The organism is Holdemania filiformis DSM 12042 (assembly GCF_000157995.1).
Lineage (GTDB): Bacteria > Bacillota_I > Bacilli_A > Erysipelotrichales > Erysipelotrichaceae > Holdemania > Holdemania filiformis.
In genome coordinates this window covers 458,076-472,323 of the sequence record NZ_GG657553.1, presented here as the reverse complement: position 1 = coordinate 472,323, position 14,248 = coordinate 458,076, and the positions used below count along the sequence as shown (strand labels likewise).

The following is a 14,248-nucleotide window of genomic DNA, read 5'->3' as shown; positions in this document are numbered from 1 at the left end:
GACGACCGTTAAGATCTGTAAGATCGAGATTGAAAATCCCGTTGGAGGCATTGTGTTTTCTTCTGTTTTTTCGTAATGCTCTGGAAATGAAGGACTTGGCAGCTGCGGTTCGGTTTCCGGCTGAGGTATCTCTGTAAATGAGGATCCTACGGGAAGCGGCTGCACCATTCGCTGAGGAACAGGGATCGTGACCGCCGCGGAAGGCAGCGTGATATTCCACGGCAGGATCAGCCGCAAAGCGATGGCCAGCCAGGCTAAGACCACAACCGAAGCCCGGTATCGTTGATGCATGGTTTTGGAAAAAACAAACAGAATTACGATCAGTACCGACATGGAAAGTGATATTTCAATGACTTGTCCAAACAAATCAGTCATTCCGTTTTTCCTCTTTCCGGATAATCGCTTCCAATTCTTCCAGATCCGCTTCTGTTAAACTCTCATTTTTAACCAAAGTCATAAATAAACTGCGTACTGATTTCCGGTGAAATCGTTCAAAGAAACGGACTGTTTCCTGATCGCGGTATTCTTCTTCGCTGATTAACGGCACATACGTTTTTAAACGTCCTTCTTTGACGACGCTGACATAGCCCTTTTCTTCTAATCGCGCTAATAACGCCTGTATCGTTGACATTGTCCAGTCCCGTTCAATATGTCTGGCAATTTCCGATGTTTTTACTGGAATTTCGCATTTCCAGATCGCCGTCATCACTTCCAGCTCCGTGTCCGGCAACCTTTTCTCTCCGCTCATTCTTCTCACCTCTACATTTGTCAATATAATCATAACGATTTCCTTTACAAATGTCAATGTATTCTCCCTTTCAACACGCACGCATAAAAAAAGCAGAGCCTTTTTAAGCCCTGCCTCATTCCTTTATTTCTTTCCTGTCGTCTTTGTGCGGTCGTACATAATTTTCAGATGCCGCCGACTGCCTTCGCCTTCGCTCTCTGTTTTAATATACGGCCAGTCCGCCAGATACTGATGGATGACTTTCCGTTCATCGTTCGGCATGGGATCCAGCGAAGCGTCCACTTTCGTTCGCTGCACCGTTTTCGCGATCCGTCCGGCAATGGATTTAACCTTTTCATACCGTTCTTCTTTATAGTGATTGATATCGATCATAATGGAGAACCGCTTGCGGAATGCTGAATTGACAGCTCCGCGCACAACGGTATTCAAAGCCTGCAGCGTCTGACCGTTCTTGCCGATAATTACCGCGTTGTTTTCCGCGTTCAGCATAATCCGGTATCCGCCGTCTTCCTCAAAAATCTCGATTTCAACATCCTGATTCAGACCGGTAAAAAACTCACCGATATAATTGAAGAGAAACTCTTTGACATCACAGGAAGCATAAACCTCAGCGGTGACTGAAGCTCCGATTCCCAGGAATCCTTGTTTTTCTTCGGTAACGAAATAAGTCAGTTCCTCAACGGATACGCCCTTTTCTTTCGCTGCGGAATTCAGTACGTCATTTAATGTTTTTCCTGTGTATTTCTTCATAAAGTCCCTCTTTACTATTTCTTATCGATATAGATAAACTGAACAAACAAGGTCTTGAAGATCATAACCAGCGACGAAACAGCCCAGTAAATCGTCATGGCTGCCGGCCAGTTGACCGAGATGACAAGGATGAAGACCATCATGTAGATCATCATGTTGCCGCCTGGCTGCTTGGTCTTTTCATACTTCTTATGATGCGCGGCTGCTTCCTTCTTCGCTTTCTGCGTCGCTAAGAACTGCGGCAGCATCATTGAACCAATCTGGCAGATCGCCATGAAGACGAACAGAACCAGATACAGCCATTGTCCGGACATCACGCCATGCAGCGGCGTTTCTTTTAAGCTTAAGCCCCACATCGTACCGTTAACGACGGATTCAGCACGCTGAACCGACATGTAAACAGCCATGATGATCGGCAGCTGAATGAAAGAAGAAATAATTGCGCCGAACGGATTGATGCCGTTTTCTTTGTATAACCGCTGCATTTCCTGGGCCTGCGCCATCTGGGAACGCTCGTCGGTCTTACCTTCATACTTTTTCGTAATCCGGTTCATTTCCGGCTGAATGACCTGCATTTTCTGAGTCATGACCGTGGACTTGATCGTGAAGACCAAAGTGATTAAATGAACCAACAGGGTGACGATGGAAACAGACAGCGCAACTCCGACATACGGTGTCAGGAAGTTAACCAACTTCGCTAACGGGAAGACGAAGAATGCGTTGAACCAGTTTTCATTGGCCATCATATACTTAAACGTCGTATCTGATGTGATTTGAATGACTTCTTTTGTTTCTGGATCTACTGGCGATGTGCATCCGCTTGCCAAGAACAGCAGCGCGACGAAGACCAGCAGCAGAAGCAACTGTTTTTTACGATTTCTCATTGAACTCTCCTTAACTGAATAATCATGCGTACTTCTTTATTTTAACTTTTTTAATAAGGCTTTCCAAGTCTTTTTTGTTGTCTGAATAACTTTGTTCCAGAAACTTTTTCCTGACAATTAAAATTCCGTCAAAATTTTCATCAAAATCATAAATTTCCTGAAACATCATACGCACTTGACGCTTGGTTTTGTTTCTGACCACGGCATTGCCCAACTTCTTGCCGACTGAAATTCCAATCCGGCTGTGCTCCTCTTTGCGGGCTTTGACATACAGCACAAAAGAAGGACAGCTGACAAATTTCCGATGCTCAATAATCGTTTGAAATTCGCCGGCCTTTTTGACCCGATATTTTTTCTTCATCTTGAGTTATTAAAAAAGCCACCTGTGGGTGACTATTTTATGCCGACAAGATCTTTCTGCCTTTAGCACGACGGCGGGCTAAAACTTTACGTCCTCCGACCGTTTTCATGCGGGCTCTGAAACCGTGGACTTTTTGGTGTTTTCTTTTGCTCGGTTGATAAGTTCTTTTCATATTAAAGAGCCACCTCCAGTTCTTTTTATACAATAATGAGCAATTGCTGGTACATTATACAATAGTTTTTCTGTAAAAGTCAACTAAACTCCGGCGACTTCCCTTTCTGATTTTCCCTTTTTTGCTTAAATGAAAGAACTTTTCAGGAATTTTATGAATTTATGGACTATTCAGGTTGAGATCCTGGCGATGTTTACTGGATTTTCCTTGACGCATGAGGGTTACTTTTTAAGCCCTGTTCTTGATTCTCCTGATTGAAAGCTATACAATAAAGATACTCTTTATCTCCCGAACTAACGAAGAATTTTCCGAGGAACAGCAGGATTATTCAGAGTTTTTAAACAAAAGGTATAGAAGCTTAGAATGACAGGTCCGCAGACTGCCGGATGAGGTCAACTTTGGAAATTCCCGCTGGAAATTGTTTTTATATTTTTGATTTCAATTCAGCGGGTATTTCTTTACTAAAAACGTCTGTTCAAAGAAAAACAATTTTTTCTCCTTAGAAAACAGGTGAAGATTCATGAAACACAAAACCATTCTTTCTACAAAAAAGAGAGTTTCCCGCAAAGGCTGGGTTTTAGCGGCCGGCAGTCTGATCCTGTCCATTCTGGTCATCGCCGGTTTGCTTCAGGTCAATCAGAAACGCAACGAAGAAGTCTTTCAAAAACTGATCAGTGAAATTCTCAGTGTTTCTCATCAGCAGCAGGAATTTGAAGCCAGAAATATCATCGATACTACGCAGCGCAGTCTGGAAGCAATCGCCGCCATTTATCAGACGTCGGATGCGGATCCAGACAGCGCCTGGACGCAATCCTATTTGAAAGCGGTCCAGAACTTCAATTCCGTTCGTGATATCCGGTATTTTTCCGCGGACACGCTGCGGTCGATGCTGGAAACACCGATACCGGGCACGGATCCGCAGGGGATTGAAAATTTATTGAACGGACATCCTTATATCTCTGATCTTTTCCAGCAAAAACAATACGGCACAGACGCCTTGATCAGCATTTCCGTGCCGGTCATTCAGAACGATCAGGTGATCGGCGCTTTCCACAGCATTCTGAATGCTGATCTGCTTGTGAATGTTCCTAACAGTGATGATGAAGAATATGCGCAGAATTTTCTGGTGCGCAGGGATGGAGAAATTATTCTTGAGCCTTACGGATGGCCGGAAATTCCTTATCACCTTCAGACTGAACTGGAAGGTATCGGCGCTTCGGACTCCGCAATGGGGAATGTAGAAACCGCGCTGAAGCAGGGTGAAAGTGAAATGATGCTGATCAAAGGGGCGGATAACCGCGCGCTGTACATCACGATTTCATCGCTGGGCTATAACGACTGGCTGCTGCTGTCGATTGCCTATCCCTATGAATTTAAGGGCTATTCCAAACTGATCAGTCAAAATGCCGCCGTTCTGACCGCCTCGCTGATTGTCTTCCTGGTTCTGCTTGCGGTTGTTGTCAGTGCGATCTTCACCCGGCAGCGCCGGAAAATTCTGCACAATCAGGCGCGTTATGATTTACTGGCGCAATTCTCAGATACGATTTTATTTGAATATGCCTGTGATACGCAGCGGCTGACCTTTACGCCCAATATCGCCGAGCGGTTTAATGTGCCGGCCGATCTGATACTTTACCCTATGAATCCGCAGGTTGAAATGCCATTAATTCATCCGGAAGACCAGCCCGCCATGATTTCCATGCTGAACTCCGCAGCGCTGTCCACCGGCAATTCTTTATATCGATTGGACGTCCGGTTCCAGACCCGGGAAGGCGATTACCGCTGGGTTTCCTGCCAGGGACAGGCGATTCGCGAACGCAGCGGATATCCGTTATCGATCATTGGCAAAATCGTGGATATCCAGGATCAGAAATCCAAAGAAGAACGCTTGATCGAAAAATCCTCGACCGACGCGATGACCGGCGCGCTGAACCGGGAAGCGACCGAAGCGCGGATTGAGAAACGGTTGAGTGACGATCAAAAAGGCTTCTTATTCCTGCTGGATATTGATAACTTTAAGGAAATCAACGATACGCGCGGACACATGATCGGCGATCAGATCCTGATTGATCTTGTGCAGCTTTTGAAATCTGAATTTCGGCAGAACGACGTGATCGGAAGACTGGGCGGCGACGAATTTATGGTCTTTATGAACCAAACCCAGGATCCGCAGGCAGCCATCCAAAAAGCCTCGCATATCTTAAACCGGCTTGCGGTTGAAAAAGCCGGAGCGTTCTCCGTCAGCATTGGAATTGCTTCCGCGCCGCTGGATGGCACAACTTACGATCAGCTGTACGATGCGGCGGATAAAGCCATGTATCAGGCGAAACGACAGGGGAAAAACAGCTATTTTCTGCGAAAGCCGCAGCCGGAGGAATCCTCTGAAAAACCGGCTTAATCCTGCGGATGACTGCGGCAGGAAAGCTTTGGATTGATTAAAACATGAACCAATACTCAAAAAAAAGGACACTCAAGACTTTCTTCTGTAAGCGATGCTTGCTTCATGAAGAATGAACTGAGAATCCTTTTTTTATTTTCCTGGGATCTTTCTTCCTGCCTCTGTTTTTCTTTGCATGAAAATAAAAAAACTCCCCAGCCGCTTATAAACTGGAAAGTTTCTGCTTGTTCGTTCAATTTATCCGATCAACCCGTATTCTTTCAGCGCCTTTGCGATTCCATCCTGATCGATCCGGGCCGTCACTTTCTCGACGATCGGCTTCAGCGAAGGTGTGCCGTTCCCCATCAGAACGCTGTGCGGGACATGCTTCAGCATTGGCAGATCGTTTGTGCTGTCGCCGAAGACGTAGCAGTCGTGCAGATCCACGTTGTAGTTTTCCCGCACGACGTCGATCGCCGTCGCTTTGCTGCAAGCCTGCGGGACAATCTCCGCAAACCCGTCGAAGCGGTCGATAAACTCAAACTTCATCTCGTTTAAAAACAGCTTAAAGGCTTCCAGATCGCTGTGCTGATCATAAGCGATGCAGAACTTTACAAATTCCGACTGATGATCAACCCAGGGAACAATATTATTAAAGCCTTCGCTTCTCAAAATCTCCATGGACTTCACAAAACCATTTTCCACATGGCCTAAGCTGACATAACAAGTCGGCGTATTTTCACCAAATAAATCAATCCGGCAGGCGTCGGCTTTTTCCTTAATCTGCTGACAAACCGGCTGGGGAATTTGATGGCGGTACAGAGGTTTGCCCTGAATGAGAATTTCTGTGCCGCAGCCGCAGCAGTAACCGTCAAAATCCAATGCTTTGATCATCGCCGAAACATGCGAATAGGGCCGTCCGGTATTGATGAATACAACGCTGCCGCTGCGCCGGGCCGCCCGCAGCGCTTCGATTGTACTTTGAGGAATCTGGTGCGTCTGTTCATCGACCAAGGTACCGTCGATATCAAAAAAGAGACATTTTTTCTTCATCATTTCTCCTTCATCTTTCATTCTGGTCTGAAAACAGCCCCATTATAGAAGATGAATTTAAAATTGAAAAGCCTAATCCTGCAAATTGTAATATTCTTCGACAGTTAAACCGCTTTCATAGATTTTCTGCGCTTCTTTCTTGCCGAAATAGCGGTAATGCCACGGTTCGAAGATATAACCGGTAATTTCTTCTTTTCCTTCCGGATAACGCAGAATGAAGCCGTATTTCCAGGCGTTTTCTTTCAGCCAGATGCCTTCGTCCGTGTCCTTGAAGCATCCCTTGAGATAACAGCTGCTGTTGGTGCCAGACAAATCAGCGGCTAACCCGGTCTGGTGTTCGCTCTGCCCAGGTTTGGCGGAATAACGGTTCGCTTCCTCCTCGCCATCGCGGGCAACATAGTTGTTATACAAGTTTTTCTGGTAGTCGTAAGAGCGGTAACCGCTGCCGATCATTAATGAAATCCCGTCGTCTTTTGCCGCATCAAACATGACTTTCATTGCGTCCGCCGCTTCCTGGCGCAGCGTGACAGAGGATTTCGCCAGCGGCACGTCCGGCTTCACTAAGTCCGCCGGCTCATAGTCTTCGCCTAAAGGGCGCTGCTTGTTGACAATCAGGGTGATGCTGTCAAGACTGGTCAGATCTGGAACTTCCATCATAATATCTCCTTCTCCGTCTTTATTATCAGAGGCCGGCGTCGCTTCCGGCGTGATCGTCGGCTGAACCGATTCCTGCGGTGTTTCCGAAGGCGCGGGATTATCGGTCTCCGGGGTCTTCGCTTTTTTCCCGCAGCCGCCCAGTGCGGCGATCAACAGGAAAGCGATCGTAATTTTTGTTATTTTCAGCATTTGCTCATCTCCTGTTCTTCCCGGTTTTTCTCTTGAATCCGGCGCAGCGCTTCGGCTACGTCACGGACAAAATATTTCGCACGCGCCAGGATTTCGGGATTACTTTTTTCCATGGCGTAGCTTTCTTCGATCAAATCAAACATTTCCAGATCATTGATAGAATCCCCTAAAACGGCGATCTCATACAGCGGCACATGATTCAGCGCGGCAATTTTCTGAATTCCGCTGGCCTTGTTCACGCCCGGTTTCATCACTGAAATGCCATCGTGGCGGGTCATGACCGGATCATAGCCCAAACGGGCCGCCTGCTCAGCCAGCTGCTTTAGTATTTCCGGCTGATGCGCGAGGATGACCAGGGAAACAAAGGTTTGTTCAGGTTTCCGCCGCGTCAGCTCTGAAAGCGTCCATGGCAGAATTTCCCGGTGGTCCGGCACGTTATCAGGATCGGAAAATTCGTCGATATATTCCTGTTTCCGATCCGCAAAGCAATAATCATTCTGATTGGTAATGCACAACAGCTCGGCCGGCTGATTTTCCAACAAGGCATGGATATGCCGCGCTTCTTCCAGGGTGAATACACTTTCATAAATCAGTTTCTGGGAGGCCGTGACATAGGCGCCGGAATAAGCGACCGTATCGAAGCTGAACTGCCTCCCGTAAGTCCGCGGCACAAAGTCCGCCGGACGGCCGGTCGCCAGCGCGATGTGAACGCCGGAATTCATCGTCTTGTTGATTTCCTGAAGGTTTTCCACCGAAATGGTGTACTCCCCCTGGTCGTTATCTTGAACTAAGGTTCCGTCAACGTCGCAAAAGATCAAACGTATCATTTTTAAGTCCTCACTTTATCGTATTGTAATTATACCATCGTGGGAATGTTAAGCAAATCCTAAGATATCCACAGGAAAAACCGCGGCTTCTGTCCATTCTGCGGATTTCCGGGGTTTTTTCGCCGGTGAAGAATTTGTTGTCCACGCCTTCTCCGCATTCCACATTCAGCAGTTATCCACAGTTGTGGATAATGGTGGATTATGTCAAATACGCTTTTATAGAGCGGTATTTTGATATGGAAAACATATTGATAACTTTATGATTCTCCCATTTTATCCCCATTTTCCCCAAAAAAGTTATCCATGTCCACTTTTCCCCACTTTCTCCACAATGGAAAAGATGTGGATTACAGTGGATAACCTGGCATAAACAAACAATAAACACGGATTTAACGGCACTTATCCTGTGGAAAACTTTTTTTGGAAGAAAAACATCGTGGAAAAATGCCGATAAATTAGCTAAACTAGTAGTGCTAAGGAAACTTATCCACGAATGGGAGTTGTATAAAAAATGACAGTAATGGATTCTTACTTATCCGATATCTGGAAACGAACCCTGACGCTGATCTTAGAAAAGGGGAAACAGCAGGAGAAATTGGACAATCTGATCTTTAATCAGTTTTTCTCCGATTCCAAGCTGATGGACCTCGATGAAAAGAAAGCGCTGGTCGTCGTGCCCGGGTATATCCAGCAAACGATTATGATGCAAAACAAAGAGATCGTCGAAGAAGCGATCAGCGAAGTTCAGGAACGCAAAATCAGCTGCGAGATCGTCATGGAAAGCCAGCTACAGAAAATCCGGCCGATGGCGGCGAAAAAGAAAGCGCCGGCGATCACCGGATTGAACACGACGAATCTGATTCAGGATTACACGTTTGACAATTTCGTGGTCGGCGGAAGCAACCGCGAAAGCCATTCCGCGGCGCTAGCCTGCGCCTACAATCCCGGACAGTTTTTCAACCCGCTGTTCATCTACGGCAATTCCGGCTTAGGCAAGACGCATTTGTTAAACGCGATCGGTAACTATGTCAGCGAACACGCGCCGGACAAAAAAGTCTACTACACGACCAGCGAAGACTTCGTCAACGCTGTCGTCAATTCCATCAAAAACGGCCAGATTCAGGAATTCAAAGAAGAAATGAACGATCTGGACGTCCTGTTGGTCGACGATATCCAGTTTCTGGCCGGCAAGGAAAAGAGTCATGAAACGTTCTTCTACATCTTCAACGAACTCGTTAACAACAAGAAGCAGATCTGCCTGACTTCCGACCGGCATCCGACTGAGATCAAAGGGCTGGAGGAACGCTTGATCAGCCGCTTCTCCTCCGGGTTGTCCGTCGGCGTCGACTCGCCGGAATTTGAAACGTCCGTCGCGATCCTGAAGGTCAAGCTGGAAAAACAAAGCGTCGATCCTTCGATCATCGACGACGATGTGCTGGCTTACATCGCATCGAACTTTTCGCAGGACGTGCGCAAGCTGGAAGGCGCGCTCAACCGTTTATTATTCTATTCGATCAATTTCTCCAACAGTACCCGGATCGACTTTAAAACGGCAGTTTCCGCTTTCCGCGGACAGGCGCAGACGATTGATAAAAACGATCTGACCGCCTCCAAGATCATCCGCTGCGTCGCCGATTACTACGGTCTGACCAAATTGCAGCTGGTCTCCAAAACCCGCACCAAAAACATTGCGACCGCCCGGCACATGGCGATGTATCTGTGCCGCAAACATCTCGACATGCCTTATGTCAAAATCGGCGATGAATTCGGCAAGCGCGATCACTCGACCGTCATGAGCGCCTGCGAGAAAGTTGAGAAGGGCTTAAAGAACGACGAAACGTACCGGCAGGCTGTCGGCGAACTGGAAAAGCTCATGCAGGTCAAATAGTTAACCACTGCTTTCCACTTTATTTCCGCCGTCAAAAGTGATAAAATATACCTGTATTATAAGGCTTTTTGAAACTTTATCCACTTTTCCACAGTCCTAATGATGTTGAACTTAAATACTTAATAAAAACACAAGGGAGGTACACCATGAATTTCAAAATCTCCAAGCGAGTTTTCTACTCCGCGCTGAATACCGTATCCAGAGCGATTTCTTCCAACTCGCCTTTACCAGCGTTGTCCGGCATCAAAATTGAAGTGAATCAGGATTCCATCGTATTGACCGGCAGCGATTCCGATATCTCCATCCAGACCACCTTGAAGGGCAGCGATGAAGAAATCAATCTGATCGTCAAAGAAACCGGATCGATCGTCATCGAAGCGAAATATATCCTTGAAATTGTCAGAAAGATTGACGCTGACGAAATTGAACTGGAAATCGTCGACGGCTCCCTGACCAAGATTAGTGGGATGTCGGCAGAATTCAGAATTAACGGCATGCGCGCCCTGGATTATCCGGCAATCGACTTTACGCGTCCGGGTCAGCAGTTTGAAATGGACGCCGACGTCTTATTAAAGGTCATCAGCCAGACGACGTTCGCGACCAGCGACCGGGAAACCCGTCCCGTCTTAACCGGCGTCAACATGAAGTGCAGCGGCAAGCGACTGGAATGTGTCGCGACCGACAGCTACCGCTTAGCCCGCAAGATCGTCGATCTGACCTCGGAAAACAACTTTAACATCACGATTCCAGCCAAGAGCTTAAATGAAGTATCCAAGACGATCGCTCAGGACAGCAGCGTGCTGATTGCCGTCTCGGATAAGAAAGCGCAGTTCTGGATTGGTGAAACTGTGATTCAGACCCGTCTGATCGACGGCGCCTATCCGGAAACCGCTCGTTTAATTCCGACAGAATTCGCGCATGAACTGACAGTCGATTCCCGGGATATGCTGAATGCGATCGACCGCGCGTCGTTTATCAAGAACGAAGGTATTTCCATCGTCAAGCTGAGCGCCAACAGCGAAGAAGTCGTCATTTCCAGCAAATCGCAGGAAGTCGGATCTTCGGTCGAAAATTTAAACATCCTCACTTATGAAGGCAATCCGCTTGAAATCTCATTCAGCGGCAAATATGTTTTTGAAGCGATCCGCGTCTTATCCGCGACCACCATCAAGATTCTGTTCAGCGGCGAGATGAAACCGTTTGTCATCCGCAACACGGACGACGACTCAATTCTGCAGCTCGTTCTGCCGGTCAGAACCTACTCATAAAAGTTGGCGAAACACGAAATAAAAGGCACCCAGGCGGTGCTTTTTACTTGCTTTTGTGGTATAATCTACCTGATAGGCCATAGGCAGGAAAGGACTCTGACAATGATCAAAATTGATACTGAATTCATTACCTTGGGACAGCTGCTGAAAATGACGGACTGGATCTCCTCCGGGGGTGAAGCGAAGCTGGCAGTGAAGGAACTCAAGATTACGGTCAACGGTGAAAAAGAAGACCGGCGCGGCCGCAAGCTCTATCCGGGTGATCAAATCAGTATTGAGGATAAGCGCTATACGATCGAACGATGAAGATCAATCAGATCCGCCTGAAGAATTTCAGAAACTATGATTCCTGCCAGTTTATCCCGGATCCGCATATGAATGTCATCATCGGGAAAAACGCGCAGGGCAAAACCAATCTTCTGGAAAGCATCGTACTGCTTTCGACGACACGTTCTCACCGGGCTGTGCGGGATCAGGATATGATCCGGGAAGGCCAGGACTTCTGCAAAGCGGAATGCCGGCTGAACACAGAGCCGGAGATGGTGCTGTCGGCGGTGATTCATGGAAAAGGAAAAACGCTGATGATTCATCAGAAGCCGGTTTCCCGATCCAGCGAATTCATCGGTAAGCTCAACGCGGTGCTGTTTGCGCCTTCCGATTTAGAGCTTTTTGAAGCGCCCCCGAAGGTTCGCCGGCGTTTGATGGACGTGGAGATCGGCAAGGTGTCGCCGCGGTACATGCAGGCGCTGAGCGCCATGATGAAGCTTTTAAAAGAACGCAACAGCCTGTTGAAACGCGAACATCTTGACAACGCGATGCTGGAGGTTCTGGATCAGCAGATGATTGAGCAGCAGCTGACGATCATTGCGATGCGGCGGCAGTTCATCGCCAAGATGAATGAAAGCTTAAGCCGGACTTACAGTGCGTTAGCAGAAGAAGAGGCGCAGGTCAGCGCGGCTTACCACACGATCACAGAACAAACCGAACCGGATGCGATGCGGGAAGAAATCAGCCGGAAGCTGCTCGAAAACCGTGAACGTGACCGGATCTTGAAGACGACGTCCAGCGGTGTTCACCGCGATGATCTGAGTTTTCAGCTCAACGGGCGGGATGTGCTGAGCTATGCTTCCCAGGGACAGCGGCGAATGATCGTGCTGGCGTGGAAGCTGTCGCTGATCGACTTCATTGCAGAGCGGCTTAACGAGCTGCCGGTGCTGCTTTTAGACGACGTATTGTCGGAGCTTGACCAACAGAAAAGGGTAAACCTTTTTTCTTTGATTTCCCCGGAAATCCAAACGTTTATTACGACGACAGAAATCGCGGAACTGCTTCCGTTTCTGTCACGAAAACCTAAAATTGCTGAGATAGACAGCGGTCAGATACGACCTTGGAAGGAGGACATGAATTGAATATGGAAAAACCAGTAGAGCATTCTTATACCTCGCATGATATTCAAGTGCTGGAGGGGTTAGAGGCGGTCCGAAAACGGCCTGGCATGTATATCGGTTCGACTTCGGAAAAGGGACTGCATCATCTGGTCTGGGAAATCGTCGATAACTCGATTGACGAAGCGCTGGCCGGCTATGCGACAGAGATTGAAATTAGTGTCGATCCTCAGAATATCGTTACCGTTGAAGACAACGGCCGCGGCATGCCGGTTGAAATTCATGAGAAAACAGGAATCTCAACGGTCGAAACGATTTTTACAGTGCTGCATGCCGGCGGGAAGTTCGGCGGCGGGGCCTATAAAGTTTCCGGCGGTCTGCACGGCGTCGGCGCCTCGGTCGTCAACGCGCTGAGCGAATGGCTGGAAGTCACGGTTTACAAAGAGGGCAAGGTCTTCTTTATCCGCTTTGAAAACGGCGGGAAGGCGGTCGCGCCGCTGAAACAGATCGGCACCTGCGATCCGTCCAAGCACGGCAGTCTGGTCCGGTTCTTGGCGGATGCGACGATCTTTACGGAAACGGTCGCGTACAACCATGACGTCCTGTATGACCGGCTGCGTCAGATCGCGTTCTTAAACAAAGGCATCAAGCTGTTGTTTACGGATGAAAGAATGGAAGATGAAGCGAAGCGGTCGCATACGTTCCTGTATGAAGGCGGCTTAAAAGAATACATCGCATTTTTGAATAAAAATAAAACGCCGATCCATGAAGAAATCATTTACGTGGAAGGCGAACAGGACGGCATTCAGGTGGAGATTGCGATGCAGTACAACGACGGCTATGTGCCGAACGTGTATTCATTCTGCAACAACATCAATACCGGCGAGGGCGGCACGCATGAGGAAGGCTTCAAGCTGGCGCTCAACCGCACGTTAAATAGCTATGCCAAGGAAGCGGGCTTGTTAAAAAAGACGAGGAAGGGCTGCAGAGCGACGATGTGCGCGAAGGACTGACCGCGATCATTTCCGTCAAGCATCCGGATCCGCAGTATGAAGGCCAGACCAAAACCAAGCTGGGCAACGCCGAGGTGCGCAAGATCGTTTCCAACATCTTAGGCGAACAGCTGGAACGGTTTTTAATGGAAAATCCAAACAGCGCGAAGCTGATCATCGAAAAAGCGCAGCTGGCGTCGAAAGCCCGGCTGGCAGCGAAAAAAGCCCGTGAACTGACGCGCCGCAAAAGTGCGTTGGAAATCAGCGCACTGCCGGGAAAACTCGCCGATTGTTCCAGTAAAAACGCAGAGATCTGCGAAATTTACCTGGTGGAAGGTGACTCCGCCGGCGGAAGCGCGAAACAGGGAAGAAATTCCAAGTTTCAGGCGATCCTGCCGCTGCGGGGTAAGATTTTAAACGTCGAGAAAGCCCGTTTGCATCGTATTTTTGACAACAACGAAATCCGATCGATGATCACCGCTTTCGGCGCGGGGGTCGGCGAGGAAGTCGACGTGACGAAGCTGCGCTATCATAAAATCGTCATCATGACCGATGCCGACGTCGACGGCGCGCATATCCGCACGCTGCTGCTGACCTTCTTATACCGCTATTTACGGCCGGTGGTCGAAGGCGGATTCGTCTACATCGCGCAGCCGCCGCTGTATAAGATCCAGAAGGGTCAACAGGTCCGCTACGC

15 protein-coding genes and 1 pseudogene are annotated in these 14,248 nt (G+C 48.2%); 7 read left to right on the top strand and 9 right to left on the bottom strand.

The window, feature by feature from the left end:
- From HOLDEFILI_RS19565 to rpmH, 6 genes are all read right to left on the bottom strand, one after another.
- Positions 1-375: hypothetical protein (locus HOLDEFILI_RS19565; protein WP_006058309.1), on the bottom strand; the 375-nt coding region annotated here is incomplete at its 3' end.
- The gene (locus HOLDEFILI_RS04600) at positions 368-781 is read right to left on the bottom strand and encodes a BlaI/MecI/CopY family transcriptional regulator (protein WP_083787564.1); all 414 of its coding nucleotides are present in this window, start codon (positions 779-781) and stop codon (positions 368-370) included. The genes HOLDEFILI_RS19565 and HOLDEFILI_RS04600, both read right to left, overlap by 8 nt.
- A gap of 90 nt (positions 782-871) precedes the next feature.
- Positions 872-1,498, bottom strand: a complete 627-nt coding sequence (locus HOLDEFILI_RS04595) for a Jag family protein (protein ID WP_006058307.1) — start codon at positions 1,496-1,498, stop codon at positions 872-874.
- Positions 1,499-1,512: 14 nt separating this feature from the next.
- The gene (gene yidC, locus HOLDEFILI_RS04590; protein ID WP_006058306.1) at positions 1,513-2,382 is read right to left on the bottom strand and encodes a membrane protein insertase YidC; all 870 of its coding nucleotides are present in this window, start codon (positions 2,380-2,382) and stop codon (positions 1,513-1,515) included.
- Positions 2,383-2,404: 22 nt separating this feature from the next.
- Entirely contained in the window at positions 2,405-2,743 is a 339-nt protein-coding gene (gene rnpA, locus HOLDEFILI_RS04585; protein ID WP_006058305.1) for a ribonuclease P protein component, read from the bottom strand.
- Between the two features lie 37 nt (positions 2,744-2,780).
- Positions 2,781-2,915 carry a 50S ribosomal protein L34 gene (rpmH, locus tag HOLDEFILI_RS18750; protein ID WP_072685186.1) on the bottom strand — a complete coding sequence of 45 codons (135 nt, stop codon included), beginning with the start codon at positions 2,913-2,915 and terminating at the stop codon, positions 2,781-2,783.
- A gap of 520 nt (positions 2,916-3,435) precedes the next feature.
- Here rpmH and HOLDEFILI_RS18225 point away from each other — a divergent pair.
- Positions 3,436-5,313: a GGDEF domain-containing protein gene (locus HOLDEFILI_RS18225; protein ID WP_006058303.1), complete on the top strand. Its 1,878-nt coding sequence runs from the start codon at positions 3,436-3,438 to the stop codon at positions 5,311-5,313.
- 237 nt (positions 5,314-5,550) lie between these two features.
- Here the strand turns inward: HOLDEFILI_RS18225 and HOLDEFILI_RS04575 are convergent, their stop codons facing one another.
- The 3 genes from HOLDEFILI_RS04575 to HOLDEFILI_RS04565 all read right to left on the bottom strand — a co-directional run bounded on the left by HOLDEFILI_RS04575 (position 5,551) and on the right by HOLDEFILI_RS04565 (position 8,018).
- The gene (locus HOLDEFILI_RS04575) at positions 5,551-6,345 is read right to left on the bottom strand and encodes an HAD family hydrolase (RefSeq protein WP_039863889.1); all 795 of its coding nucleotides are present in this window, start codon (positions 6,343-6,345) and stop codon (positions 5,551-5,553) included.
- Positions 6,346-6,417: 72 nt separating this feature from the next.
- A complete protein-coding gene (locus HOLDEFILI_RS04570; protein WP_006058300.1) occupies positions 6,418-7,191 on the bottom strand; it encodes a M15 family metallopeptidase in 774 nt (257 codons plus the stop codon).
- A complete protein-coding gene (locus HOLDEFILI_RS04565) occupies positions 7,185-8,018 on the bottom strand; it encodes an HAD family hydrolase (RefSeq protein WP_006058299.1) in 834 nt (277 codons plus the stop codon). The genes HOLDEFILI_RS04570 and HOLDEFILI_RS04565 overlap by 7 nt, the downstream gene beginning before the upstream one ends.
- A 511-nt stretch (positions 8,019-8,529) precedes the next feature.
- On the opposite strand from HOLDEFILI_RS04565, the gene dnaA reads away from it, so the two are divergent.
- The 6 genes and pseudogenes from dnaA to HOLDEFILI_RS20480 all read left to right on the top strand — a co-directional run.
- On the top strand, positions 8,530-9,906 hold the full coding sequence (gene dnaA / locus HOLDEFILI_RS04560) for a chromosomal replication initiator protein DnaA (protein ID WP_006058297.1): 1,377 nt from the start codon (positions 8,530-8,532) through the stop codon (positions 9,904-9,906).
- A gap of 146 nt (positions 9,907-10,052) precedes the next feature.
- Positions 10,053-11,174 carry a DNA polymerase III subunit beta gene (gene dnaN / locus HOLDEFILI_RS04555; RefSeq protein ID WP_006058296.1) on the top strand — a complete coding sequence of 374 codons (1,122 nt, stop codon included), beginning with the start codon at positions 10,053-10,055 and terminating at the stop codon, positions 11,172-11,174.
- Positions 11,175-11,276: 102 nt separating this feature from the next.
- Positions 11,277-11,480 carry a S4 domain-containing protein YaaA gene (gene yaaA / locus HOLDEFILI_RS04550; protein WP_039863887.1) on the top strand — a complete coding sequence of 68 codons (204 nt, stop codon included), beginning with the start codon at positions 11,277-11,279 and terminating at the stop codon, positions 11,478-11,480.
- A complete protein-coding gene (recF, locus tag HOLDEFILI_RS04545) occupies positions 11,477-12,583 on the top strand; it encodes a DNA replication/repair protein RecF (protein ID WP_006058294.1) in 1,107 nt (368 codons plus the stop codon). The genes yaaA and recF overlap by 4 nt, the downstream gene beginning before the upstream one ends.
- Before the next feature lie 2 nt (positions 12,584-12,585).
- Positions 12,586-13,724, top strand: a pseudogene (locus HOLDEFILI_RS04540) (ATP-binding protein); the annotation flags it as partial.
- On the top strand, positions 13,698-14,248 hold a 551-nt coding region (locus HOLDEFILI_RS20480), incomplete at its 3' end, for a toprim domain-containing protein (RefSeq protein ID WP_425268559.1). The pseudogene HOLDEFILI_RS04540 and the gene HOLDEFILI_RS20480, both read left to right, overlap by 27 nt.

Bases quoted from the DNA above. Each gene is read 5' to 3' on its own strand.
- HOLDEFILI_RS04600 (WP_083787564.1), bottom strand. From the start codon at position 781: ATGATTATATTGACAAATGTAGAGGTGAGAAGAATGAGCGGAGAGAAA.
- HOLDEFILI_RS04595 (WP_006058307.1), bottom strand. From the start codon at position 1,498: ATGAAGAAATACACAGGAAAAACATTAAATGACGTACTGAATTCCGCA.
- yidC (WP_006058306.1), bottom strand. From the start codon at position 2,382: ATGAGAAATCGTAAAAAACAGTTGCTTCTGCTGCTGGTCTTCGTCGCG.
- rnpA (WP_006058305.1), bottom strand. From the start codon at position 2,743: ATGAAGAAAAAATATCGGGTCAAAAAGGCCGGCGAATTTCAAACGATT.
- rpmH (WP_072685186.1), bottom strand. From the start codon at position 2,915: ATGAAAAGAACTTATCAACCGAGCAAAAGAAAACACCAAAAAGTCCAC.
- HOLDEFILI_RS18225 (WP_006058303.1), top strand. From the start codon at position 3,436: ATGAAACACAAAACCATTCTTTCTACAAAAAAGAGAGTTTCCCGCAAA.
- HOLDEFILI_RS04575 (WP_039863889.1), bottom strand. From the start codon at position 6,345: ATGAAGAAAAAATGTCTCTTTTTTGATATCGACGGTACCTTGGTCGAT.
- HOLDEFILI_RS04570 (WP_006058300.1), bottom strand. From the start codon at position 7,191: ATGCTGAAAATAACAAAAATTACGATCGCTTTCCTGTTGATCGCCGCA.
- HOLDEFILI_RS04565 (WP_006058299.1), bottom strand. From the start codon at position 8,018: ATGATACGTTTGATCTTTTGCGACGTTGACGGAACCTTAGTTCAAGAT.
- dnaA (WP_006058297.1), top strand. From the start codon at position 8,530: ATGACAGTAATGGATTCTTACTTATCCGATATCTGGAAACGAACCCTG.
- dnaN (WP_006058296.1), top strand. From the start codon at position 10,053: ATGAATTTCAAAATCTCCAAGCGAGTTTTCTACTCCGCGCTGAATACC.
- yaaA (WP_039863887.1), top strand. From the start codon at position 11,277: ATGATCAAAATTGATACTGAATTCATTACCTTGGGACAGCTGCTGAAA.
- recF (WP_006058294.1), top strand. From the start codon at position 11,477: ATGAAGATCAATCAGATCCGCCTGAAGAATTTCAGAAACTATGATTCC.